We start from the raw sequence: 21,066 nt of genomic DNA on the forward strand, positions 1-21,066 counted from the left end.
GCGGTCAGTCGAGATGCGTAGCGTTCCAGGCCGCCAGACGTCGTCCTCGTCGCGTGCCGTTCCGGCCCTTCCCGCGGCGCTCCTCGCCGCGGCCGTGCTGACCGCCCTCGCCTCCCCCGCGGAGGCGCGCCGGCGCCATCACCATGCGCGGGCGGGCGGCGGCTACAACCCGCCCTACGCGGCGATGGTCGTCGACGTGAAGACCGGCAAGACGCTGCATGCCGTCAACGAGGACGCGCTGCGCCACCCCGCCTCGATCACCAAGGTGATGACCCTCTACATGCTCTTCGAGCAGATGGAGCGCGGCCGCTTCGCCCTGGATTCCGAGCTCTCGATCTCGGCCCACGCGGCCGCGCAGGCCCCCTCGAAGCTCGGGCTCCGGCCCGGCCAGACCATCTCGGTCGAGGACGCCATCAAGGCGATCGTGACGAAGTCGGCCAACGACGTGGCCTGCGCCATCGGCGAGAACATCGCCGGCAGCGAGGAGCGCTTCGCCGAGCTGATGACCGCCAAGGCCCGGGCGCTCGGCATGGGCCGCACCCACTACGCCAACGCCTCGGGCCTGCCGGATGCCGAGCAGATCACCACGGCGCGCGACCTGACGGTGCTCGCCCGCGCCATCCAGGACCGCTTTCCGCGCTACTACCGCTACTTCCAGACCCGCTCCTTCGCGTTCCGGGGCCGGGTGATCGGCAACCACAACCGCCTGCTCGGCGCGGTGCAGGGGGTCGACGGCATCAAGACGGGCTACACCCGCGATTCGGGCTTCAACCTGATGACCGCGGCGAAGTCCGACGACCGCCAGATCGTCGCGATCGTGCTGGGCGGCAAGTCAGGCGCGAGCCGCGACCGCATCATGGCCGACCTCGTGCGCGCGAGCCTGCCCCGGGCCTATGCGGGCGCCCGGCAGGTCCCCGGCGTGAGCGAGGCTGCCGAGCGCGCCCGCCCGGCGGTGGTGGCCGAGGCCGCCTCGCGCGGCACCCGCACCCAGGTCGCCTCGGCGGACGACGACGAGGTCGAGACCACCGCCTCGACCGACCGCGCCCAGCCCCTCGACATCGGCCCGAACCGCTCCACCACGACGCCCGGCGGAACCTGGCGGACGGGCGCGCAGCCCCTGCCGCGGTCGGCCCAGGCCTATGCGGGCCAGGCGGGCCAGGCCCCGTTCCCGGGCGCCGGCAAGACCGACGCGCGGATCGCCGCGGCGGAGGCCTCGGCCCGCGCCGAGGCGCCGAAGGCGCTCGCCGGACCCAAGGTTGTGCCGTCGCCCTGGGTGATCCAGCTCGGCGCCATGGACGACGAGGGCAAGGCGAAGTCCATGCTGGCCGAGGCGCGGGCGCGCGTCGGCAGCCTCGGCAAGGCGGCGCCCTACACCGTGAAGGTCGAGCACGGCGGCGCCACCCTCTACCGCGCCCGCTTCTCGGGCTTCTCCGAGCAGGACGCCGCGCAGGATGCCTGCTCGGCCCTCAAGCGCAGCGGCTTCAACTGCTTCGCGACGCGGAGCTGAGGAGCTCCGGGCCGGCGCCTGCCGGCCGCGCTGAGGCCGGACGCCACGACACATCGGAGCGGGAGACGACACCCGGCACCAGTACGGCGCCCGTCCGCGGGCGGCCGATCGAACACCTGTGAAAACATCTGGCAACGCGCGTGGAGTATCAGCGATGTCGGTTCGTCAATCTGTCCCGGGCCGCGTTGAGGCGGGCCGCATCCGCGACGCTGCCCCCCTGGTCGGGGTGGGCCCGCTTCATCAACGCCCGGTGGGCGGCGCGGATCTCCTCTGGGGACGCCCCGCGCTGAAGCCCCAGGATCTGGTGGGCCTCCTCCTCCGTCATCGGCCCTGGACCCGCCGTGCGGCCCGCCCGCGGGTCCGGATCACCCTGAGCGTCTACACGCCAGCCGGGATGCCGGCGGTCCAGATACGCCTCTAGGAGGCGGGCGCCGTCCGGGTCGCGGGCCCGACAGTAGCCGAGGAGGTCGCGCCGGGCCGCGGGGCCGAGGCTGTCGAGGCTCCGGCCCGCCTCGGGGCCCGCCAGGATCCGGCCGGTGGCGATGCTGCCGTCCGGCGCGAGGCTCAGCTCGATCGTGGCGGAGCGGAAGCGCCGCGCCGGCCGCGCCCGGGGCAGGAGCCGCCCCAGGCGCCGGCCGAGGTCGCGGGCCCCTTCGAGCAGCCAGACCCCGCCGAGCCCGAGCACCAGGGCGAGGTCGAGGCGCCCGCGCAGCAAGAAGAGCCCGGCGAGGATGAGCGCCGTCCAGGCACCCACCCGCCGCAGCAGCGCGGCGGTGAGGCGCGGGCTGAGCCGTCCCGCATTGCGCGACAGCCACCAGAGGCCGAGGCAGGCCAGGATTCCGAGGATCAGCGCCATCCGGGTTCAGCGTCGCACGCCGAACTCGGCGGCGGCCCGGCCGCCGACGCGCACGCTCACCCCGTTGCCGAGATCGCGGAAGCCGTCGCGCCCACGGGGGACGGCCGCCTCCGCCCGGCCGCAGCCGGGCCGCGGCGGAAGCCGCACCCCCTCCGGCGCGTCCTCGGGACACAGGCGCGGACGGCCCAACTCTCCGGCGGCGGCCGGATGCACGAGGCAGGGCACGAGGACGAGGAGCGCCGTCAGCATCGCTCTCAAAGCCGGTTCTCCGCGACGTCCGCCGTGGTCACCCGCACCCGGCGGGCTCGTCCGTCACGCTCTACCGCGAGATCGATCGCCGTGCCGAGCCCCGCCGCCGCGATCGCCGCCGTCAGGTCGGAAAGGCGGTGAACCGGGCGGTCGCCGATGCCGACGATGACGTCGCCGATCTCCCCGGTCTGCGGATCGACGCCGCGCAGGCCGGCCGCCGCGGCGGGCGAGCCCCGCAGGACGCGCAGCACGACGACCCCGTCGATGCCGAGGCGGGCCGCCGTCGCCTCCTGGCCGGCGATGATGCCGATGCCGGGATTGCGCACGCGGCCGTTGCGGATGAGGTCCGGCACCACCCGGTTCACCACGTCGACCGGCACCGCGAAGCCGATGCCGGCGCTGGCGCCGGAGGGCGAGAAGATCGCGGTGTTGACGCCGATCAGCCGCCCCGCGGAGTCGAGGAGCGGGCCGCCCGAGTTGCCCGGGTTGATCGCCGCGTCGGTCTGGATCACGCCGGACAGTTCCCGCCCCTCCCCGGTCGGCAGGCGGCGCTGGAGCGCGCTGATCACGCCCGTCGTCAGGGTGTGGTCGAGGCCGAACGGGTTGCCGATGGCGTAGGCCGCCTGGCCGACCTTGAGGTCGCCCGAGGTCCCGACCGCGAGGGGCGGCGGCGTCGCGGTGGTGCGGCCGAGCTTGAGTACGGCGAGGTCGTAGGCCGGCGCCGTCCCGACGATGCTGGCGCCCACCACCTCGCCGGAGGAGAGGCGGACCGAGACGGAGCCGCCGGACTGCGTCGCGGCCTGCACGACGTGGTTGTTGGTGACGACGTGGCCGGCCGCGTCCCACACGAAGCCGGTGCCGGTCTGCGTGCCGCCCTGTCCCCCCTGCCCCTGGCCCTGCTCGTCCTCGTCGTCGAGGCTCATCAGGGCGCGGCCCTGCGCGGCGGCCTGGGCGAAGACGTGGACGACGGAGGGGCTCGCGCGCTCGAACAGCGCGACCGTGGTGGCCTCGGCCGGCGCGAGGTCGCCCCGCGCCGTGATCGCCCGCGGAGCCTGCGCGGAGTAGAGCAGGCCCGTGACGTAGGGCTGCGCCACGTAGAGCGCGAGCAGCACCAGCACCGCGGTGAGCACGATGCGCCCGTAGCGATCCGTCACGACCTCAACCTCCGATACCCGAAAGACACGAGGCCGCGCGCGGGCGCCCCCCGGCGGCCACCCTTAACTGGTCGTTCAGGATGCGGGCTTCAACGTTTCGGAAAGCGTGACCGGACGGGTGCGCAAGCGCACCGTGATCGGGCCACGACCAGGCTAACGAAATGGTCATCCCTCGGGGAGACAATCTTCGCAAGTGAACGGAGAACATCTCGGAGCGGCTGCGACGATCTTTATGGCAGAAACATGGAGATCGCTGCGTGTGATTTGCGTCAAGATCGTGACTCGACCTGAGATGACGGCTGAAACAATCGCAAAGCCGCCGCAGAGATGTTGCCATTCATCGTTAAACGATCGTTCCTCCGGTGGGTCGCCAGCGGCCTCCGGACGGGACCTGAACGGACGAACACGGTTCGGAAGGAACATTTCGAGATGGAAACCGAAGCCCTGGAACGACCTGCCGATCTGACCATCTGGCGCACCGTACCGGCGAGCTCCCCTCTGGCGCAGCCCGAGCGGTACGACACCCTGCGCGAGGCCATCGCGGCCGCGGCCGGCGCGCTGGCGGACCCGGCCAAGCAGCCCTGGATCATCACCGAGGAGGGCGAGATCCTCTCCCCCAACTGGATCCGCACCTACATCAACTGAGGATCGGGCCGGAGACGCCCGAGGCTGCGAGGCCCCCCTGAGGATTGCGGGGATCGGCGCGCGACGCGCGGAGCGGGCCCTCAGCCCGGGCGGTGCCCGCAGCCACCTTTCTGGGTCGATTTTGACGTATGTGAATGTAGACGGGGGCACCTACCCGCTACACGTGTAGCGGCTGGGTGAGTTAAACCCCCCTCTCATCTGGCTGGCACCGCCGTCCGAACTTTCCCCCCGATCGCTTTGCGTCGGCGGTGCCACCCCCCCTCATTCGGCCGCATCGCGCTCACGGTAGCCCTCGATGCCCCGCCGATCCGGGTTGATCGCCGCCAGCGCGCGCTTGGCCGCCTCCAGGGGGTGCTCCGACTCGATGCGCACGCCCGTCAGATCCGGGCTCTTGTAGACGGTCACGATGGTGTCCATCACCTCGGTGAGGGTGGTGCGCTTGTCCTCCGGTGCCGCAATCAGGAGCTGCAGACCCCAGGCCCGGTAGAGATCGACCAGCGCCTGGCTGTTGCGCACGTCGAGCTTCGAGAAGGCCTCGTCGAGGAGGCACAGGCCGAGACCCGGGTTCTCGTCGCCCGGCCGGTCCCCCGGATAATAGGCGCTGGCGAGCGAGGCCGCGATGGCCACGTAGAAGGGCGCCTGCGCCTCGCCGCCCGAGCCCCGCAGCGCCCGGCTCGACATCGTGGTGCGGCCGCCCGCCCGGTCGCGCATGCCGATCTCGTAGACGAAGTAGTTGCGGTAATCGGCGAGCCGCGCCGCGTCCTCCGAGCCGGCGATGAGCTGCGAGATTTCCTCCACGGCGGCCGCCATCGGTCCCTGGTCGCCGTCCTGTCCGCCGGCGGGCAGGACGGACTGCGCCGCATCGGGCGAGCGAGCGACCTCCGTCGCGAGCGCATGGACCGCGGCGTAGCGCCGGTCGACCGTCGCCTCGAAGGCGTAGGTCTGGCCCGTGAAGGTCTGGGTCGAGAGGCGCTCGTTCAGGGTGTCGAGCCGGGTGTGCACGCGCTCGAACTTGTCCGCGAGGCGGGTCAGCAGGTCCTCGGTCATGAGGCGCCGCATCTCGCCCTCGGCCCGCTCGGCCTGGGCGCGGTAGCGGCGAAGCTCGTGGCCCGCCACCTCGTCGTGCTCGCGGCGCGCCCAGGCGTAGCCGAAGGTCGCCGGGACGTCGCCCTTGCCCAAGGGATTGTCGATGCGCCACTGGGCGCAGTACTCGGCGAGGTCGCGCTCGGCCGCGCGCCCCTGGCTCCGGGCGCTCTCGGCCGCCTCCCGGGCGGCCCCGCGCTCCGCCGCCGCGAGGGCCGAGACCTCCCTGGCGTCGAGGCCGGCGAGTTCCGCCCGAACCGCGGCGGCCTCAGCGGGGTCGAACGCGGTCTCGCGCACCAGGCGGATCCGCATCGGGTCGCCGCTGCGAAGCCGGTGGAGGGCGCCGCGCCGCGCCGCGAGGGCGGCCCGCGCCGCCTCGCGCAGGGAGGCCGTCCGGGCCCGGAGCTGCGCGTCCTCGCTGAGCAGCGCGTCGAGCTTCGGCTCCAGCACCTCGGCGAGCTCGCGCAGGTAGGCGTTGCGCTCGGCGGTGAGTGCCTTGATCTCAGCCGCGAGGCCGTCCGCATCCTGCTTCTCGACGGCCTCGCGCTCCGTGTTGAGGGTGCGGCGGCGCCCCTCGATCCCGTCAGCCTCCTCGCGTAGGGCCTCGACCGCTTCGAGGCCCCGGTCGATGCGGGCGCGGATGCCGGCCGCGGCGCGGGCGGCCTCGCGCAGCACCTGCGCCTCCTGGCGCAGGCGGCGGGCCTCGACCGTGGCGGCCTCGTGCAGGCGGCGGCTCTCGGCGGTGGGGCCCCGCGCGCCGCGGGTCATCATCAGCTCGACGGCGCGGGTCACCGAGTAGGCCATGCCGGCGGTGGTGCGCCCGCTCGGCGCCACCGCCCGGCTCAGCCCGGCGAGCTCCGCGTCGCTGCGGGCGAGGTCGTAGCCCCCGAGCCGCACGGACAGGAACGCCTCCGCGTGGGGGTCGCGCGTCTCGATGACCGAGAGCGCCCCCTCGTCGAAGCGCCGCGCCCGGTGGCGGGCGGTGTCGGTGGTCTTCACGAGGATGCAGCGGTGGTACTGCTGGCGCCCCGCATGCAGCACGCCGAGCGCCTCGTCGAGCCGGTGGGGCTCGACCACCAGGGCCTCGCGGGCGCGGCCGAGGAGCGCCTCCAGGGCCGGGCCCCAGGTCGGGTCGACGATCTCGGCGAGTTCGCAGACGGGCACAGCCTCGATGCCGCGGCGGCCGAGCTCGGCCCGCAGCGCCACCGTATCGGAGGACAACCGGGCCGCCTGCCCGGCGCCGATCGGCGGGGCGGTGCGCTCGGCCTCCGCCTCCTGGGAGCGGGCCTGCAGCGCCACGTCCTCGGCGGCGCGGTCGAGGATCTCGTCGAAGGCGGGCAGCCGCGCGAGCCCGTCGAGGAGCGTGGCGAGCGGTCCGTCGCCGCGCAGCAGCTCGTCGAGAGGCGCCTCCTTGCGCAGCCCCGCCCGCGCGCAGGCTTCCGCGAGGCGCGCGGCCTGCGGGGCGCCGGCACGCAGCGCGCTGGCGACCGCCTGGAGCCGGCCCATCTGCTGGACGAGCCCGACGAGGTCGGCGACGCGGGCGACCAGCTCCCGCCGGTCCCGCTCCAGCATGGCGAGCCCCGCCTTCGAGGCCGCAAGCCGACCCTCGGCGGCGCTGCCGGCGAGGAGCGCCTTGCGGTCGGCGATCTCTCCGTCGATGTCGCGCACGAAGCCCTGGCTCGACCGCACGCTCTCGCGGGCGATGCGCAGCGCGTCCGCCCCCTCCCGGAGCCGCGCCCGCACGGCGGCGAGGTCCAGGGTGCGCCGGCGCAGCTCGGCGCTCGCGGCCCGCGCCTCGTGCATCGCGCCCGCGATCACCGCGTCGCCCCAGGCCTCGTAGCGGCCGACGAGGCGCCGCAGCCGGCCGAGCTTCGCCTCCAGCTCGTCGATGGTCTCGAGGAGGCGGCGCCAGTTCTCCACGGACTGGCGCACCCGCGCGACGTCGAGGGGCTCCGGCTCGAGGACGAAGCTGCGCACGAAGGCGCTCGAATCGAAGATCGGCTTGAACGCCACGGCGTTGGCGAAGGTGCGCAGGAAGTGGCGCGGGTCCGGCACCGGCGCGCCCTCGCGCAGGGTCGCCAGCACTTCCGCGGTGAAGCGCTCGCCCGAGGTGCGGAACTCCTCGAAGCGCTCGGCCCGCAGGCGCAGGTCGGCGGCGATCTCGCTCCAGGGCGCCGTGAAGCTGCCCTCCGGCGTGACGCGGGCGTAATCCTCGATCTCGAAGCGGTGTCCGGTGGCGATGAAGCGGGAGAGCACCTCCTCCTTCTGGTCCTCGGCCCGCGCGGCGAGCGCCAGCCCGAAGGACACGAGGCGGCCGGTGTGCTCGTTCTCGAAGGTGAGGCAGAGCACCGTCTCGCAGGCCTCGCGAGTGGGGCGGCCGCCCTCGGCCGGGTCGCTGATCCAGCCGAGGCAGTAGTCGCGCACGGTGCGGCTGCTGCGGCCCGAGGCGGAGGCGTTGAGGGCGAGCCGGCTCGCGTTGTTGCCGGCCAGCACCGTGCCGACCGCGTCGAAGATCGTGGACTTGCCGGCCCCCGTCGGCCCGACGAGCGCGGCCGCCCCCCGGATTCGGATCTGGTCGCGCCGGATGAGGTACCAGTTCGAGAGGGCTATGTCGGTGAGGAGGTACACTCCCGGCTCGTCCGAGGCTGCAGTTCGCGCTGGCGCCCTGTTGGACGCTCGGGCGGGCCCGCGCAAGGCCGGCGGGGCCGGTTAGCCGGCTCGGAGCCCGAACGAACGGGCCCTCACGGCGCGTCGCCCCCGGCCTCCGACCAGGCCCGGATCCGTTCCAGCCAGGAATCGGCCGCGATCACCGCGATGCCGGGCAGCACCGCGAGGGGCGTCAGGCGCTCGGTCCGGTCGCGCTCGCCGAGGCGCACGGCGCCGCGCCGCGCGAACAGGCGCAGGATCTCGAGGAGGCGGGCCTCCTCGGGCGGCTCGTTGCGGGTCGCCGTGCGGATCGACTCGGCCACGTCGTCGGTGGTGCACTCGACCACGCCGTCCGTGGTGACGCGGTGATCGCGCAGGCCCTCCTCGTAGGCGAGGCGCAGCGCGAGCAGCACCAGGGTCTCGTCCTTGCGCAGGCGCTCCGCCGCCATGTCGTGGCGCGCGCCATCGGGCGGCAGGCGCAGGCAAACCATCTGGTCCCGGTGCTGGACCTCGAAGTCGTAGCCGAGGCAGGCGAAGTAGTCCCGGAAGAAGGGCGCGTAGTGGCGCGCCAGCTCGTAGGAGCGGCCGATGCCGGGGGTCGCCGCGTAGACGACCTGGGTCTTCAGGACCACCTGGAGGGCGCGGGCCAGCTCCTCCGCATCGGGAGCCCGGGCGCCCGGCGGGGGCGGCTCGTCACCGTCGAGGATGGCGCGGAAGGCTTCGAGCATGGGCGGGGTCGGTCGTGCGGCGCTCGATACGGCCTCGGTGCCCTTGACTGCCGGGCAGCCGCACCGAGATCATGCAATCTCCCTACGATTCCGTGAGAGCCCGCTCAAGGGCAGGATCACCATGGCGGCCGTCACCTTCGATACGCTCAAGCTCGCGCGGACGCTGCGCGACAAGGCGAAGCTGTCGGCAGAGCAGGCGGAAGGATTGGCAGAGGGTCTGGCTGACGCCATGGCCGAAACCATTCGAGGCGATCTCGCGACCAAGGTGGACCTCGCCGAGACCAAGAGCGAGATCATCCGCTGGGTCACCGGGCTGATCGCCTTCCAGACGCTGGCCATCATCGGCACCGTGATCGCGCTCGCGCGCGTTTTCAGGCCCTGACCTCGCGTCGCGACACCACGAAGTCCGGGCATTCGAGCCAGCCGTTCGCGACCCGGCCCTCGCTGCGGGCGAGGACGTAGCGGTCGGCGAGTTGCCCGTCGAACAGCACGTCGATCTCGCGCAGGCGCTGGAACACCACGAAGGCGTCCACATCCGTCACCGCGATCTCGGAGCCGCGGATCGCGGCGCGGCCGGCGAGCTGGTGGTCGAGGTAGGCGGCGATCACCTCGGGCGTCACGGTGGTGCGGCGGCGGAACTCCGCCTTGGCGTTGGCGAAGGCCTCGATCGCCGGGTCGAGCAGCACCTCGGGCAGCGGGTCGATGTCGATGGGCGCCCGGCGGCTGCGGGGGGCGTAGAGGTGGGCCTCGCCGAGCGGTGCGCGCAGCAGCGAGACCTCGGCGGGGCAGTCAGGCGCCGCGGGCGCCGCTCCGACCGCCCGCAGGGCCGCGGCGGTCCGCTCGATGCCGAGGGAGTCCGGCCGGTCCATGTAGCGCACGGCCGCCGCGATCCGCCGCTCCATGCGGGCCACCACCTCGTCCACGGCCTCCAAGTGCCGGTCGAGACCGTCGAAGACGTTGAGGATCTCGGCGAGGTCGGTGCGCACCCGCCGCTCGCCGGCACCCACGTCCCCGGCGCGCCCCTCGCGCACCAGCGCGTCGGCGAGCGACCGCACGAGCAGCCCGTCCCGCAGCGCCCGACCCGCCTCGCGCACGATCGCCGAGCGGAACCGGAACGGGTTGAAGCGGGTGTGCAGCGTCCGGTAGTCGCTGATCAGGTGGCGCTCGACGAAGTCCTCGAAGTAGAGGCGGAAGGCGGCGCGCAGGTCCTCCTCGCGCAGGATCCGCTCCTCGATCTTGCGCATCGAGCCCGCGAGCGAGCGGACGTGGCCGAGGAAGGTGCGGGCGGATTTCGCGGCGTTGGCGAGCGCCTCCGAGCGCTCGGCGGGGTTCGCCACCGCGCTCTCCAGGCTGCCGAGCACGTCGAGCACGGCGCCGCCGTAGGAGCGGGTCTCGCCCCGGTCGAGGCGGGAGAGTTCCTCGAGGAGGAGGCGCGCCTCCGGGTCGAAGTCGACCACCGGCACGTAGCGCTCGCGCCGCTCCACCAGCCAGCCGGTGTCGAGGAAGCGGCGGTAGAGCGCCGAGCGGCGCTCCACGGGATCGACGGGCGTGGTCTCGTCGTCGGCGATGTCGGCCTGGGTCCAGCCCGCCGCGAAGTCGCCGATCGCCGCGATCAGCTCGCCCTTGCGGATCGGCTCCACCGAGGCGCCCATGACGCGCCGGTGGAGGTGCAGGAGGAGCGCCGCGTTGAACGCCCGGCTCGGCGCGGCGAGCGGGCGGAACAGGTCGTCGGAGAGGTGCGTGAACAGCATCCGACGACCGGTCGGCCTACTTCGCGCCGATCAGCTCGACGTCGAAGATGAGGGTCGCGTTCGGCGGGATGACGCCGCCGGCGCCGCGGGCGCCGTAGCCGAGATCCGGCGGGATCACGAGGGTGCGCTTGCCGCCGGGCTTCATGGTGGCGACGCCGAGGTCCCAGCCCTGGATGACCTGGCCGGCACCGATCGTGAAGGTGAAGGGCTGGCCCCGGTCGCGCGAGGAATCGAACTTCTTGCCCTTCTGGCCGCCCTGGTCGAGCCAGCCGGTGTAGTGGACGGTCACCTGCTGCCCGGCCTTCGGCTCGGGCCCGGTGCCGACCACCTCATCGTTGACCTTGAGGCCGGACGGGAGGGTGGTGAAATCGGCGTAGGCGGCAGCGGTCATGGCGATCAGCACGGCTCCGGCGAGGGGAAGGATCGGACGAGGCATCGGTTTCCTCCGGCAGGCCCGCCCGGGCGGGCCCTCGGGGGGCGTCCTTACGAGGTTGCGCCGCCGGACGCCAGCCGGGAGCCCTCCGGCGGCTTCGCGCGTTCAGCCTGCCATGAGAGCCACCGCCGAGGACTGGGACGCGCGGGTCACCCGCCTGTCGGAGAAGCTGCCGGAGCGCCTGCGCCGCGCGGTCGACTGGCTGCGCGAGCCCTCGCGCCTCTGGCTCCGCCTCGGCGCGGCGTTCCTCTTCATCCTCGGCGGCATCTTCTCGATCCTGCCGGTGCTCGGGCTCTGGATGCTGCCGCTGGGCCTCGCCCTGCTCGCGCAGGACGTGCCCGCCCTGAAGCCGCCCCTGGAGGAGTCCGCCCGCTGGATCGAGCGGACCTGGGCGCGGCTGCGGGAGCGGATGCGGGGTTAGGCCTCCGCCACCGCGTGGCCGGCCATCAGCTCCAGGGCCCGCACCATCGCGGAATGGTCCCAGCCGGCCCCGCCCTGCGCGGTGCAGGCGGTGAACAGTGCCTGGGCGCCCGCCGTGTTCGGCAGCGGCACGCCGAGGGCGCGGCCGCCCTCCAGGGCGAGGTTCAGGTCCTTCTGGTGCAGCGCGATCCGGAAGCCCGGCTCGAAGGTGCGCCGGATCATGCGCTCGCCGTGGACCTCCAGGACGCGCGAGGCCGCGAAGCCCCCCATCAGGGCCTGGCGCACCTTGGCGGGGTCGGCCCCCGCCTTCGCGGCGAAGACCAGGGCCTCGGCCACCGCCTCGATGGTGAGCGCCACGATGATCTGGTTTGCGACCTTCGTGGTCTGCCCGTCGCCGTTGCGGCCGACCAGCGTGACGTTCTTGCCCATGGCCTCGAAGAGCGGCCGCGCCTCCGCGAAGGCGCCGTCCGGCCCGCCCACCATGATGGTGAGGGAGGCCGCCTTGGCGCCGACCTCGCCGCCTGAGACCGGCGCGTCGAGGTAGTCGCAGCCGAGCGCGTTGATGCGCGCGGCGAAGTCCTTGGTGGCCAGCGGGGCGATCGAGCTCATGTCGATCACGACCTTGCCGGGAGACAGGCCCTCGGCGACGCCGCCGGGGCCGAACAGCACCGCCTCGACGTCCGGGGTGTCGGGCAGCATGGTGATGATCGTGTCGGCCTGCTCGGCGACCGCGCGGGCGCTGTCGCAGGGCGTGCCGCCGGCCCGGATCAGGTCCTCGGGCACGGCGCGCGCGCCGGACTTGAGGAACAGGCTGTGGCCGGCCCGGATCAGGTTCTCCGCCATCGGCCGGCCCATCACGCCGAGCCCGATGAATCCGATTCTGCTCATGGGATGCGTCCTCTCCGAAGGTTGGGGTCAGGCCGCGCGGCGGCGGCTCGGCAGCCAGTGCAGGCCGCTCGCGGTGGCGCCGCGGGGGCGGTACTCGCAGCCGATCCAGCCGCGGTAGCCGAGGGCGTCGAGGTGCTCGAACAGGTAAGGAAAGTTGATCTCGCCGGTGCCGGGCTCGTGGCGGCCGGGGTTGTCGGCGACCTGCACGTGGGCGATCAGCGAAAGGTTCTCCGCGATGGTCCGGGCGAGGTCCCCCTCCATCACCTGCGCGTGGTAGATGTCGTACTGCAGGAACAGGTTGTCGGATCCCACCGCGGCGATCAGGTCGAGGGCCTGGCGCGTCCGGCTGAGGTGGAAGCCCGGGATGTCGCGGGTGTTCACGGGCTCGACCAGCAGGCGGATGCTCGCGCGCTTCAGCGCGTCGGCCGCGTAGGCGAGGTTCGCGACCAGCGTGTCCCGCACCTGTCCGGCGGGCACGTCCTGCGGCGTCAGGCCGACCAGGCAGTTGACCTGCTGACAGCCGAGCGTGCGGGCGTACTCGATCGCCCGGCCGACGCCCTCGCGGAACTCCGAAACCCGGTCCGGCCGGCAGGCGATGCCGCGCTCGCCCGCATCCCAGTCGCCCGCGGGCAGGTTGTGGAGCACCTGGGTCAGGCCGTTCTCGGCGAGCTCCCCGGCGAGGTCGGCGGCCGGGAAGGCATAGGGGAAGAGGTACTCGACGCCCGTGAAGCCGGCGCGGCGCGCGGCCCCGAAGCGATCGAGGAAGGGCAGCTCGGTGAAGAGCATGGTGAGGTTGGCGGCAAAACGCGGCATGGGGGCACCTGGATGGGGGGTTGGTGGGTCGACCCGCGACATCTCCCCCTCCCCCCGTCATCCCGGGGCGCTCGCAGAGCGAGCCCGGGATCCAGACCCGCCGTCGACGCAGGTCCTGCCGCCTCGGCGGCTCTGGATTCCGGGCTCCGCTACGCGGCCCTGGAATGACGGGGGGAGGAGGAAGGCGGCGCGGGGCGCGTTCGATGTCGTGCCCGGCCCTCAGGCCGGGACGGGCTCGGGCGTCGGGGCCGCGGCGCGGGTCTCCAGGCTCTGGCTCTCGCGCAGCGACAGGTCGGGGTCGAGGCAGAGGATCTCCTCGAACTCGTTGATCCCGTCGACCTCGGTGCCCATGGCGATGTTGGTGACCCGCTCCAGGATGAACTCCAGGACGACGGGCACCTGATGCTCGTTCATCAGCGCCTCGGCCCGCGCGAAGGCGTCCTTGAACTCATTCGGGCTCTTGACCCGGATCGCCTTGCAGCCGAGCCCCTCGGCCACCGCGACGTGGTCGACGCCGTAGCCCGGCACCGCGTCGCCCTCCGGGCTGGCGTTGATGTTGTCGAAGGCGAGGCTGACCTCGAAGTCCATCGCGAAGCCGCGCTGCGACTGTCGGATCAGGCCGAGATACGAGTTGTTCACGACGACGTGCAGGTAGGGCAGCTTGTGCTGCGCCCCGACCGCCAGCTCCTCGATGAGGAACTGGAAGTCGTAGTCGCCCGAGAGCGCGACGATCCGCCGGTCGGGGTCCGCGGCGCGCACGCCGAGCGCCGCCGGCAGGGTCCAGCCGAGGGGGCCGGCCTGCCCGCAATTGATCCAGTTGCGCGGCTCGTAGACGTGCAGGAACTGGCCGCCCGCGATCTGCGACAGGCCGATCGTGGTGACGTAGCAGGTGTCGCGGCCGAAGGCCTCGTTCATCTCCTGGTAGACCCGCTGGGGCTTCAACGGGACCTGGTCGTAGTGCGAGCGGCGCAGCATGCTGGCCTTGCGGTGGCGGCAGTCGCCGGCCCAGGCCGCGCGGTCGCGCAGCGCGCCCCGCGCCCTGAGATCGCGGGCGACGTCGATGAACATCGCGAGCGCGGCCTTGGCGTCCGACACGATGCCGAGGTCCGGCCCGAAGACGCGCCCGATCTGGGTCGGTTCGATGTCGACGTGCACGAAGGTGCGGCCCTTCGTGTAGACCTCGACGGAGCCGGTGTGCCGGTTGGCCCAGCGGTTGCCGATGCCGAGGACGAAGTCCGAGGACAGGAAGGTGCGGTTGCCGTAGCGGTGGCTCGTCTGCAGGCCGACCATGCCGGCCATCAGCGGGTGGTCGTCGGGGATGGCGCCCCAGCCCATCAGGGTCGGGATCACAGGCACGCCCGTGAGTTCGGCGAACTCGACGAGGAGGTCGCAGGCATCCGCGTTGATGATGCCGCCGCCCGCGACGATGAGCGGCCGCTCGGCGGCCTGCAGCATCTGGATCGCCCGCTCCGCCTGCCGGCGGGTGCAGGCCGGCTTGTAGGGGGTCAGCGGCTCGTAGGAATCCGGGTCGAACTCGATCTCGGCGACCTGGACGTCGATCGGCAGGTCGATGAGGACGGGTCCGGGCCGGCCGGAGCGCATGACGTGGAAGGCGTGCTGGAAGACCTGGGGCACCAGGGCCGGCTCACGGACGCAGACCGACCACTTGGTGACGGGCTTGGCGATCGCCTCGATGTCGACCGCCTGGAAATCCTCCTTGTGCAGCCGCGCCCGCGGCGCCTGGCCGGTGATGCAGAGGATCGGGATCGAGTCGGCCGAGGCCGCGTAGAGCCCGGTGATCATGTCGGTGCCGGCCGGGCCCGAGGTGCCGATGCAGACGCCGATGTTGCCGGCCCGCGCGCGGGTGTAGCCCTCGGCCATGTGCGAGGCGCCCTCGACGTGGCGGGCGAGGATGTGGCGGATCGAACCCCGCGCCCGCAGCGCGGAATAGAGCGGGTTGATGGCGGCGCCCGGCACGCCGAAGGCGCAGGTGACGCCCTCCCGCTCCAGAACCCGGACCGCCGCATCGATCGCGCGCATCCTCGCCATGGCTCAAGTCCTCCCGTCGTTTCATTGACGGATCGACTTGTGCCCTAGACCGCCTCACCTTCGAAGACCGAGGCGGCGATATCATTTATTCCCGGATCAATGCTTTCCGCGGATCGCCACCAGTCTCCTCGCAGGCGGGGGCCGAGGAAGCGGATCAGGGCCGTGACCTTGGCCGAGACGAGCTTCGGCGAGGGAAAGACCGCGTAGAGTTCCTGGTCCGGCAGGGTGTGGTCGGTCATCAGCGCCTCCAGCTCGCCGCGCCGCAGGGCCCCCTCCGCGACGTAGCGGGGCAGGATCGCGATGCCGAGGCCGGAGCGGGCCGCCGAGAGCAGGGTCGGCAGGTTGTTCGAGCGCAGCGCGCCCCGCACGCTCGCCGCGTGCGTCCCGCCCGCCGAGGTCGGGCCGCCTTGCGCCCGCAGCTGCCAGACCGCGTCGCCCTGGACGCTGCTGTAGACGATGCAGTCGTGGCCGGTGAGGTCGTCCGGCACCCGCGGGCGACCGCGCTCCTCCAGATAGGCGGGCGCTCCCACCATCACCCAGGGGTTCGCGCCGAGGTAGCGCCCGCCGAGCGACGAATCGGCGAGCCGGCCCATGCGGAGCGCCACGTCGACCCCGCGGGCGATCAGGTCGACGTAGCCGTCCTCGCAGGCGAGATCGACCTTGAGGCGCGGGTTCGCGCGCATGAACGACACCAGCAGCGGGCCGATCACCGCCTCGCCGAAGGCCACCGAGGTCGAGATCCGCAGGGTGCCGTCGAGCTGGCCGTCGCGGCTGCGCACCAGCGCGTCCGCCTCCTCCACCTGCCGCAGGATCGCCCGCGCCCGCTCGTAGTAGAGCCGCCCCGCCTCGTTCAGGCTGACGCCGCGGGTGTTCCGGCTGAGGAGCCGCACGCCGACATGCGCCTCGAGCCAGGCGACGTTCTTGGTGACGGTCGACTGCGCGATCCCGAGGTCCTCCGCGGCCTGCGAGAAGCTCCTCAGCTCGGCGACCCGCACGAAGATGCGCAGACCGGTCAGGTGGTCCATGGGTCGGGCTCCGCGGTGATTCGAAGTGAGGCACACCGCGCGGCCCGACCGCAACTAGGGCCCCGCATGCGACCGTGCGAGGCCGCCGCGGATGCGGGCGATGTCGGCGGGCGCCAGCGTCGGGGGCTGGCCGCCCCAGGCCGCGCGCATCCAGTTCACGAGGTCGGCGAGCGCGGCATCGTCGAGGTCGGCGGCGAAGCCGGGCATCGCTTCCATGCGCTCGCCGCCGGGGAAGCGCTGCGCGGGCAGGCCGGCCAGCACCGCCCGCACGGCGCTCGCGGGGTTCGCGAGCCGCAGGCCCGCGTTGGTGCTGAGCGGCACCGAGACGTGGGGCAGGCCCTGGCCCTCGCCCCCGTGGCAGCCCGCACAGAGCCCGGCGTAGGTCGCGCGGGCCCGCTCCGCCACCGCCTGCGCGACGGGCTGCGGCGCGGGCGCGGGGGGCTCCCGCGGCGCGTCCGGCAGGGCGTCGAGGTCGAACAGGTAGGCGGAGAGCGCGGCGAGGTCGGCCTCCGGCATGTACTGCGTCGAGAAGTGGACGACCTCGAACATCTGGTTGGTCATGCCGCCCTGCGCGGAGAGGCCCCGCTTCAGGAAGCGGGCGAGGCCCTGGGGCGCGAAGCCCATCCGGGCGAGCCCCGCCGGGGTGATGTCCGGCGCCTCCACCCCCTCGATGGTGGCCCCCGTGAGGGCGGCATCCGCCCGCGTCGCCTGGATCAGGTTGCGGGGGGTGTGGCACTCGCCGCAATGGGCGAGCGCCTCGGTGACGTAGCGGCCGCGGTTCCACAAGGCGGAGCGGCGCGGGTCCGGCGCAGCGACGGTGGCCGGAAGGCTCAGGGTGTTCCAGGCCGCGAGGGTCCAGCGCTGGTCGAACGGGAAGGCCAGCGTGTTCGGCCGGTTCGCCACCGCCACGGGCGCGCGGGTCATCAGGTAGGCGTAGAGGGCGTCGGTGTCCTCCGGCGTCAGGCCCCGGTAGGACGTGTAGGGCATCGCCGGGTAGAGGTGGCGCCCGCCCGGCGCGAGCCCGTCGCGCATCGCCCGGTGGAACGCGGCGCGGCTCCACCCGCCGATGCCCTCGGGGCTCGGCGAGATGTTGGTGGCGTGGATGGTGCCGAAGGGCGTCTCGAGGGGCAGCCCGCCGGCCCAGGGCGCGCCGCCCCGCGCGGTGTGGCAGGCCGCGCAGTCGGCGGCCTCGGCGACCCGGGCGCCGCGGGGCGCGAGCGCGCGCATCGCCTCGGGCGACAGCGCCGCCTCGACGTCGCGGGCGACGACGCTCGTCTCGAAGGCGCCCGCGAAGACGAGGCCGGCGAGGATCAGCCCCGCGAGGCCGCCGCCGAGGACGAGGCCGGCGACGCGCCGGCGCGAGAGGGACGGGATCGGCATCGGGGTTCCTCAGCCGGTCACGAGACCGGGGGTGGCGAGGATGAGATCGCGCACGGCCTGATGGTAGCGGACGTAGCCGGTGCAGCGGCAGATGTGCGGATCGAGGGCCTCGGTGACGACGCGCTCCACCTCGCCCCGGGGCACGGGCCGGCGCTTCAGGCGCTCGACCAGCACGGTGGCCCCGGTGACGAAGCCCGGCGTGCAGTAGCCGCACTGGAAGGCGAAGTTCTCCACGAAGGCCCGCTGGACCGGCGAGAGCTCCACCGCCCCGTCCGCCCGGGTGGTGGCGTGGCCCTCCACGGTGCGGACGCTGCGGCCCGCGAACCAGTGGGCGCCGGTGATACAGGCGCGCACCTCCCGGGGGCCGCCCGGCTCCTCCACCATCACGGTGCAGGCGTGGCAGATGCCCTGGCCGCAGCCCATGCGGCTGCCGGTGAGGCCGAGCCACTCGTGCAGGAACTCCAGCATCGAGATGTCCCGCGGCACGGGCAAGGGCCCCACGGCCTGCCCGTTGACGGTGAGCGCGAGGGTCGGGTCGGCGGTGGTCATGCGAGGACCTCGCGGATGTTCTCGGGCCGGATCGGCAGGCTGCGGAAGCGGTGGCCGACCGCGTGCGCGACGGCGTTGGCGAGGGCCGGCACCACCGCGATCATGACGACCTCGGCGATGCCCTTCGGCGGGTCGGTCTCGGAGAGGGGGGCCAAGATCTCGACGGTCTGGTTCCAGACCGCGACGTCGCGCGCCCGGGGCAGCTCGTAGCGGTTCCAGTTCCAGGTCCCGTCGCCCGGCCCGTCTTCGTAGAGGGGTAGGAACTCCTTCAGCGCGTGGCCGATGCCCATGGCGAGGCCGCCCTGGACCTGGCCCGAGACCAGCTCCGGCACCACTTGGCGCCCGCATTCAAGGATCGAGTGGTGGGAGAGGATGCGGATCTCGCCGCTGCCGGTGTCGACCTCGACCTCGGCGAGCGTCGCCATCGGCGAGTAGTAGGTGGTGCCGACGTTGTTGCGCTGGGTCGGCGGGTAGAACACCGCCGCCCGCTCCACGAAGTGCCAGCCGGCGGTGGTCATCAGGCTCCGCCGCTCCGGCCCGGCCCCCTCGCCGTAGCGCAGCGCGAGGGCGTCGATCGGCAGCCGCACCCGGCCCGTCCCGGGCAGGTCGAACTCCGCCTCGGTCCACTGCCAGCGGTTGAAGGTATGCAGCGTCACGCCGGTGGGCAGGCCGAGCCGGTGCGCCTCCGCCGCCACCGCCGCGAGGCTCAGGCTCGGCAGGCCGCCGCCGGAGACCCGCCCGTCCGCGAGGCGCAGGTCCTCGCGGGCGAGGGTGTGGTAGGCCGCGAGCGGCCCGCCTCCGGGCCCCCGCGCCCAGAGGGAGCGGGCGGCCGGCCAGAGGGCGTGGTCGGCGAGGAAGCGGGCGGCGGTGCGCGTCGCGTGGCCGAGGTAGTAGGCCGAGTTGGTGGCCGACATCGGCGAGGTGATGCGGGGCACCCAGCGGGGATTCCTGGCCCGGCGATCCTCCTCGGCCTGCGGCGTCGTGTAGGGCTCGTCGGTGGTCTCCAGCGGCATCTGCGGCCAGCGCACCACGCCGAACGCGGTCTCGGCCGGCACCGCCCCCAGGATCTCGCCGACCATCACGGCCTGCGAGGTCGTCACCCCCGGCCCCATCTCGTGGGCGACGTGGGCGAGGGAGAGCTGCCCCCGCGCGTCGATCTCCAGGGAGACGAGCGCCGCCTCGGCGCCGGTGCCGTAATCCTTGTGCACCTGCGCGAAGCCGACGCCGTAGCGCCGGCCCGGATGGGCGGCCTCGTGCGCGGCCTTGCGGGCGTGCCGCTCCCGCCAGAGCGGGTGGACGGCCGCGCGCTCCAGGATCTCGTCGTTGCGCAGCGCACCCGCCGGCACCGCGCCCTGGCTGTTGCGCTGGCCGGTGCGGAAGACGTTGCGGCGGCGCAGCTCGATCGCGTCGAGGCCGAGCGCGTCCGCCGCCTCGTCCACCAGCATCTCGGTGGCCGACATGGTCTGCAGCGTGCCGTAGCCCCGGGTGGAGCCCGCATCCACCGCGCGGGAGGCCCGCGCGATCGCCTGGAAGTCGCTCTTCGGCAGGTAGTAGACCGACTGCGCGGCGGTGGCGCCCACGAAGGACACCGACATCGAGAAGTTCGGCCGCCCGCCGCCGTCGCAGGCGTAGACCCCGGTCATCGCCCGGAAACGGCCGCTGGCACGGTCGACGAGCAGGGTCACGTCCATGTCGAAGGCGTGGCGCTTCAGGCCGTTCTGGAACTGCTCGAACCGGTCGTTGGCGAGGCGCACCGGGCGCCCGCCGCCGTAGAGGCCGGCGAGCACGCACAGGAACGGGTGGAGATGGTGGTCCTTGGTGCCGTAGCCCACGGTGTAGCCCGCCTTGAGGTCCACCTCGGTGAGGCGGAAGCGGGACTTGGCCACGAGGGCCGCGGTGGCCTCGGCCACGTCGTGGGGCGCCTGCGTGGCCATCATCAGGTGCAGGCGGCCGCTCTCCGGATCGTACCAGACGTTGCCGTTGTCGGCCTCCATCGCGGAGGCGTCGACGGATTGGGAGGCGAAGCGGCGGGCCAGCACCAGGGCGTCGGGACCTGCCGCCGCGATCTCGGCGGCGATCGCCCCGGCCGCCGCCATGCCGCGGGCACCCGCGCCCTCGGTGCCGGGCTCGGGCCAGGCCGGGTCGTCGCCCCGGAAGCCCGCGAAGATCGGAGCGTCCCGGAACGGCGAGAAGCGGTCCTCGTCCTCGGGCCCCTCCCCTTCCACGCGCACCCAGCGCGTCGCGCCGTAATGGGGCGGCGGGTTGAGGGGGGTCTCGGGGCCGTAGACCACCACGTCGTCGGCGAAGCGCAGCCGCCGCCGGGCGGCCGCGTAGCGCGGGTAGTCGTGGTAGATCAGGATCGCGACGGCCTGGCCGAGGAGGCGGGGCGTGCGCCCCCGCGGCACCAGGAACCAGTCCCCGAAGAACTCGGGGTGCGGCGGCGCCGCGATCCCGTCCGCCTCGAGATCCTCGTGCCGCACGAGCCGGTCCGGCTGCAGGCCCTCGCCGAGGCGCGAGAGGTCGAGCCCCTCGACGGTGCGGTCGGCCCGCGTCGCGGCGATCAGCAGGGCGTGCGCCTGGGCGTCCGGCCAGCCGGGCAGGTCGCGGGCGCGGTAGTCCCGCGTGAAGGTCTTGGCACCCGTCACCTTGGCGAGCGCATCGAGGCGCTGGCGGGGCCGCCCGCCCGCGATCCAGTCCGGGCTCGGAAGGCCCGCGGCGAGGCGCGCCTCGGCGGTGCCGCGCAGCAGCGTGACCTTCACGGCGATGCCGGCGGCGGCGCTGCCGCGCAGGAAGCCGCGGCGGGACAGGGCCGGGTGGGTGGGATGGGGCATGGGGCGTCCGTCGTGATGGGTTCGGGACTGACGAGGCGCTCGGAGGGCCGCGACATCCC

General features: G+C 73.5%; 18 protein-coding genes. 4 read left to right on the top strand and 14 right to left on the bottom strand.

The features are described 5' to 3' along the window. Window positions 1-13: 13 nt before the first annotated feature. Complete coding sequence (locus ACLBXP_RS22950) at window positions 14-1,507, top strand: D-alanyl-D-alanine carboxypeptidase (protein WP_447670146.1); 1,494 nt, start codon at window positions 14-16, stop codon at window positions 1,505-1,507. A gap of 148 nt (window positions 1,508-1,655) precedes the next feature. Here the strand turns inward: ACLBXP_RS22950 and ACLBXP_RS22955 are convergent, their stop codons facing one another. The 3 genes from ACLBXP_RS22955 to ACLBXP_RS22965 are packed head-to-tail and all read right to left on the bottom strand — an operon-like array spanning window position 1,656 to window position 3,766. Continuing rightward, the gene (locus ACLBXP_RS22955; RefSeq protein WP_447670147.1) at window positions 1,656-2,363 is read right to left on the bottom strand and encodes a J domain-containing protein; all 708 of its coding nucleotides are present in this window, start codon (window positions 2,361-2,363) and stop codon (window positions 1,656-1,658) included. A 6-nt stretch (window positions 2,364-2,369) separates the two neighbouring features. Next, complete coding sequence (locus ACLBXP_RS22960) at window positions 2,370-2,612, bottom strand: hypothetical protein (RefSeq protein ID WP_447670169.1); 243 nt, start codon at window positions 2,610-2,612, stop codon at window positions 2,370-2,372. Window positions 2,613-2,617: 5 nt separating this feature from the next. Further along, window positions 2,618-3,766: a S1C family serine protease gene (locus tag ACLBXP_RS22965; protein ID WP_447670148.1), complete on the bottom strand. Its 1,149-nt coding sequence runs from the start codon at window positions 3,764-3,766 to the stop codon at window positions 2,618-2,620. 429 nt (window positions 3,767-4,195) lie between these two features. Between ACLBXP_RS22965 and ACLBXP_RS22970 the strand changes: the two genes are divergently transcribed. Next, window positions 4,196-4,411: a hypothetical protein gene (locus ACLBXP_RS22970; RefSeq protein ID WP_447670149.1), complete on the top strand. Its 216-nt coding sequence runs from the start codon at window positions 4,196-4,198 to the stop codon at window positions 4,409-4,411. A 261-nt stretch (window positions 4,412-4,672) separates the two neighbouring features. Here ACLBXP_RS22970 and ACLBXP_RS22975 read toward each other — a convergent pair whose 3' ends face one another. Further along, the gene (locus ACLBXP_RS22975) at window positions 4,673-8,122 is read right to left on the bottom strand and encodes an SbcC/MukB-like Walker B domain-containing protein (protein ID WP_447670150.1); all 3,450 of its coding nucleotides are present in this window, start codon (window positions 8,120-8,122) and stop codon (window positions 4,673-4,675) included. A 113-nt stretch (window positions 8,123-8,235) separates the two neighbouring features. Beyond that, window positions 8,236-8,868 (bottom strand): DUF4194 domain-containing protein, encoded by a 633-nt coding sequence (locus ACLBXP_RS22980; RefSeq protein ID WP_447670151.1) that lies wholly within the window; start codon window positions 8,866-8,868, stop codon window positions 8,236-8,238. A 121-nt stretch (window positions 8,869-8,989) separates the two neighbouring features. On the opposite strand from ACLBXP_RS22980, the gene ACLBXP_RS22985 reads away from it, so the two are divergent. Continuing rightward, on the top strand, window positions 8,990-9,250 hold the full coding sequence (locus tag ACLBXP_RS22985; protein ID WP_447670152.1) for a hypothetical protein: 261 nt from the start codon (window positions 8,990-8,992) through the stop codon (window positions 9,248-9,250). Here the strand turns inward: ACLBXP_RS22985 and ACLBXP_RS22990 are convergent. After that, window positions 9,240-10,619, bottom strand: a complete 1,380-nt coding sequence (locus ACLBXP_RS22990) for a Wadjet anti-phage system protein JetA family protein (protein WP_447670153.1) — start codon at window positions 10,617-10,619, stop codon at window positions 9,240-9,242. The genes ACLBXP_RS22985 and ACLBXP_RS22990 overlap by 11 nt on opposite strands. A gap of 16 nt (window positions 10,620-10,635) precedes the next feature. After that, on the bottom strand, window positions 10,636-11,055 hold the full coding sequence (locus ACLBXP_RS22995; protein ID WP_447670154.1) for an FKBP-type peptidyl-prolyl cis-trans isomerase: 420 nt from the start codon (window positions 11,053-11,055) through the stop codon (window positions 10,636-10,638). Between the two features lie 112 nt (window positions 11,056-11,167). On the opposite strand from ACLBXP_RS22995, the gene ACLBXP_RS23000 reads away from it, so the two are divergent. After that, window positions 11,168-11,473 (top strand): hypothetical protein, encoded by a 306-nt coding sequence (locus tag ACLBXP_RS23000; RefSeq protein WP_447670155.1) that lies wholly within the window; start codon window positions 11,168-11,170, stop codon window positions 11,471-11,473. Here the strand turns inward: ACLBXP_RS23000 and ACLBXP_RS23005 are convergent. The 7 genes from ACLBXP_RS23005 to ACLBXP_RS23035 form a co-directional block, all read right to left on the bottom strand. Further along, the gene (locus ACLBXP_RS23005; protein ID WP_447670156.1) at window positions 11,470-12,360 is read right to left on the bottom strand and encodes a 2-hydroxy-3-oxopropionate reductase; all 891 of its coding nucleotides are present in this window, start codon (window positions 12,358-12,360) and stop codon (window positions 11,470-11,472) included. The genes ACLBXP_RS23000 and ACLBXP_RS23005 overlap by 4 nt on opposite strands. A 27-nt stretch (window positions 12,361-12,387) precedes the next feature. Beyond that, window positions 12,388-13,173 carry a hydroxypyruvate isomerase gene (hyi, locus tag ACLBXP_RS23010; protein WP_447670157.1) on the bottom strand — a complete coding sequence of 262 codons (786 nt, stop codon included), beginning with the start codon at window positions 13,171-13,173 and terminating at the stop codon, window positions 12,388-12,390. Window positions 13,174-13,392: 219 nt separating this feature from the next. Further along, the gene (gcl, locus tag ACLBXP_RS23015) at window positions 13,393-15,222 is read right to left on the bottom strand and encodes a glyoxylate carboligase (protein ID WP_447670158.1); all 1,830 of its coding nucleotides are present in this window, start codon (window positions 15,220-15,222) and stop codon (window positions 13,393-13,395) included. A 44-nt stretch (window positions 15,223-15,266) separates the two neighbouring features. Beyond that, complete coding sequence (locus ACLBXP_RS23020) at window positions 15,267-16,247, bottom strand: LysR family transcriptional regulator (RefSeq protein ID WP_447670159.1); 981 nt, start codon at window positions 16,245-16,247, stop codon at window positions 15,267-15,269. Window positions 16,248-16,301: 54 nt separating this feature from the next. After that, window positions 16,302-17,627, bottom strand: a complete 1,326-nt coding sequence (locus ACLBXP_RS23025; protein WP_447670160.1) for a c-type cytochrome — start codon at window positions 17,625-17,627, stop codon at window positions 16,302-16,304. Window positions 17,628-17,636: 9 nt separating this feature from the next. After that, the gene (locus ACLBXP_RS23030) at window positions 17,637-18,176 is read right to left on the bottom strand and encodes a (2Fe-2S)-binding protein (protein WP_447670161.1); all 540 of its coding nucleotides are present in this window, start codon (window positions 18,174-18,176) and stop codon (window positions 17,637-17,639) included. Then, window positions 18,173-21,007 carry a xanthine dehydrogenase family protein molybdopterin-binding subunit gene (locus tag ACLBXP_RS23035; RefSeq protein WP_447670162.1) on the bottom strand — a complete coding sequence of 945 codons (2,835 nt, stop codon included), beginning with the start codon at window positions 21,005-21,007 and terminating at the stop codon, window positions 18,173-18,175. Before ACLBXP_RS23035 ends, ACLBXP_RS23030 begins: the two co-directional genes overlap by 4 nt. Between the last annotated feature and the right edge of the window lie 59 nt (window positions 21,008-21,066).

The sequence above is a fragment of the Methylobacterium sp. A54F genome (genome assembly GCF_053346035.1).

Bases quoted from the DNA above. Each gene is read 5' to 3' on its own strand.
- ACLBXP_RS22950 (WP_447670146.1), top strand. From the start codon at position 14: ATGCGTAGCGTTCCAGGCCGCCAGACGTCGTCCTCGTCGCGTGCCGTT.
- ACLBXP_RS22955 (WP_447670147.1), bottom strand. From the start codon at position 2,363: ATGGCGCTGATCCTCGGAATCCTGGCCTGCCTCGGCCTCTGGTGGCTG.
- ACLBXP_RS22960 (WP_447670169.1), bottom strand. From the start codon at position 2,612: ATGCTGACGGCGCTCCTCGTCCTCGTGCCCTGCCTCGTGCATCCGGCC.
- ACLBXP_RS22970 (WP_447670149.1), top strand. From the start codon at position 4,196: ATGGAAACCGAAGCCCTGGAACGACCTGCCGATCTGACCATCTGGCGC.
- ACLBXP_RS22980 (WP_447670151.1), bottom strand. From the start codon at position 8,868: ATGCTCGAAGCCTTCCGCGCCATCCTCGACGGTGACGAGCCGCCCCCG.
- ACLBXP_RS22985 (WP_447670152.1), top strand. From the start codon at position 8,990: ATGGCGGCCGTCACCTTCGATACGCTCAAGCTCGCGCGGACGCTGCGC.
- ACLBXP_RS22990 (WP_447670153.1), bottom strand. From the start codon at position 10,619: ATGCTGTTCACGCACCTCTCCGACGACCTGTTCCGCCCGCTCGCCGCG.
- ACLBXP_RS22995 (WP_447670154.1), bottom strand. From the start codon at position 11,055: ATGCCTCGTCCGATCCTTCCCCTCGCCGGAGCCGTGCTGATCGCCATG.
- ACLBXP_RS23000 (WP_447670155.1), top strand. From the start codon at position 11,168: ATGAGAGCCACCGCCGAGGACTGGGACGCGCGGGTCACCCGCCTGTCG.
- ACLBXP_RS23005 (WP_447670156.1), bottom strand. From the start codon at position 12,360: ATGAGCAGAATCGGATTCATCGGGCTCGGCGTGATGGGCCGGCCGATG.
- hyi (WP_447670157.1), bottom strand. From the start codon at position 13,173: ATGCCGCGTTTTGCCGCCAACCTCACCATGCTCTTCACCGAGCTGCCC.
- gcl (WP_447670158.1), bottom strand. From the start codon at position 15,222: ATGGCGAGGATGCGCGCGATCGATGCGGCGGTCCGGGTTCTGGAGCGG.
- ACLBXP_RS23020 (WP_447670159.1), bottom strand. From the start codon at position 16,247: ATGGACCACCTGACCGGTCTGCGCATCTTCGTGCGGGTCGCCGAGCTG.
- ACLBXP_RS23025 (WP_447670160.1), bottom strand. From the start codon at position 17,627: ATGCCGATCCCGTCCCTCTCGCGCCGGCGCGTCGCCGGCCTCGTCCTC.
- ACLBXP_RS23030 (WP_447670161.1), bottom strand. From the start codon at position 18,176: ATGACCACCGCCGACCCGACCCTCGCGCTCACCGTCAACGGGCAGGCC.
- ACLBXP_RS23035 (WP_447670162.1), bottom strand. From the start codon at position 21,007: ATGCCCCATCCCACCCACCCGGCCCTGTCCCGCCGCGGCTTCCTGCGC.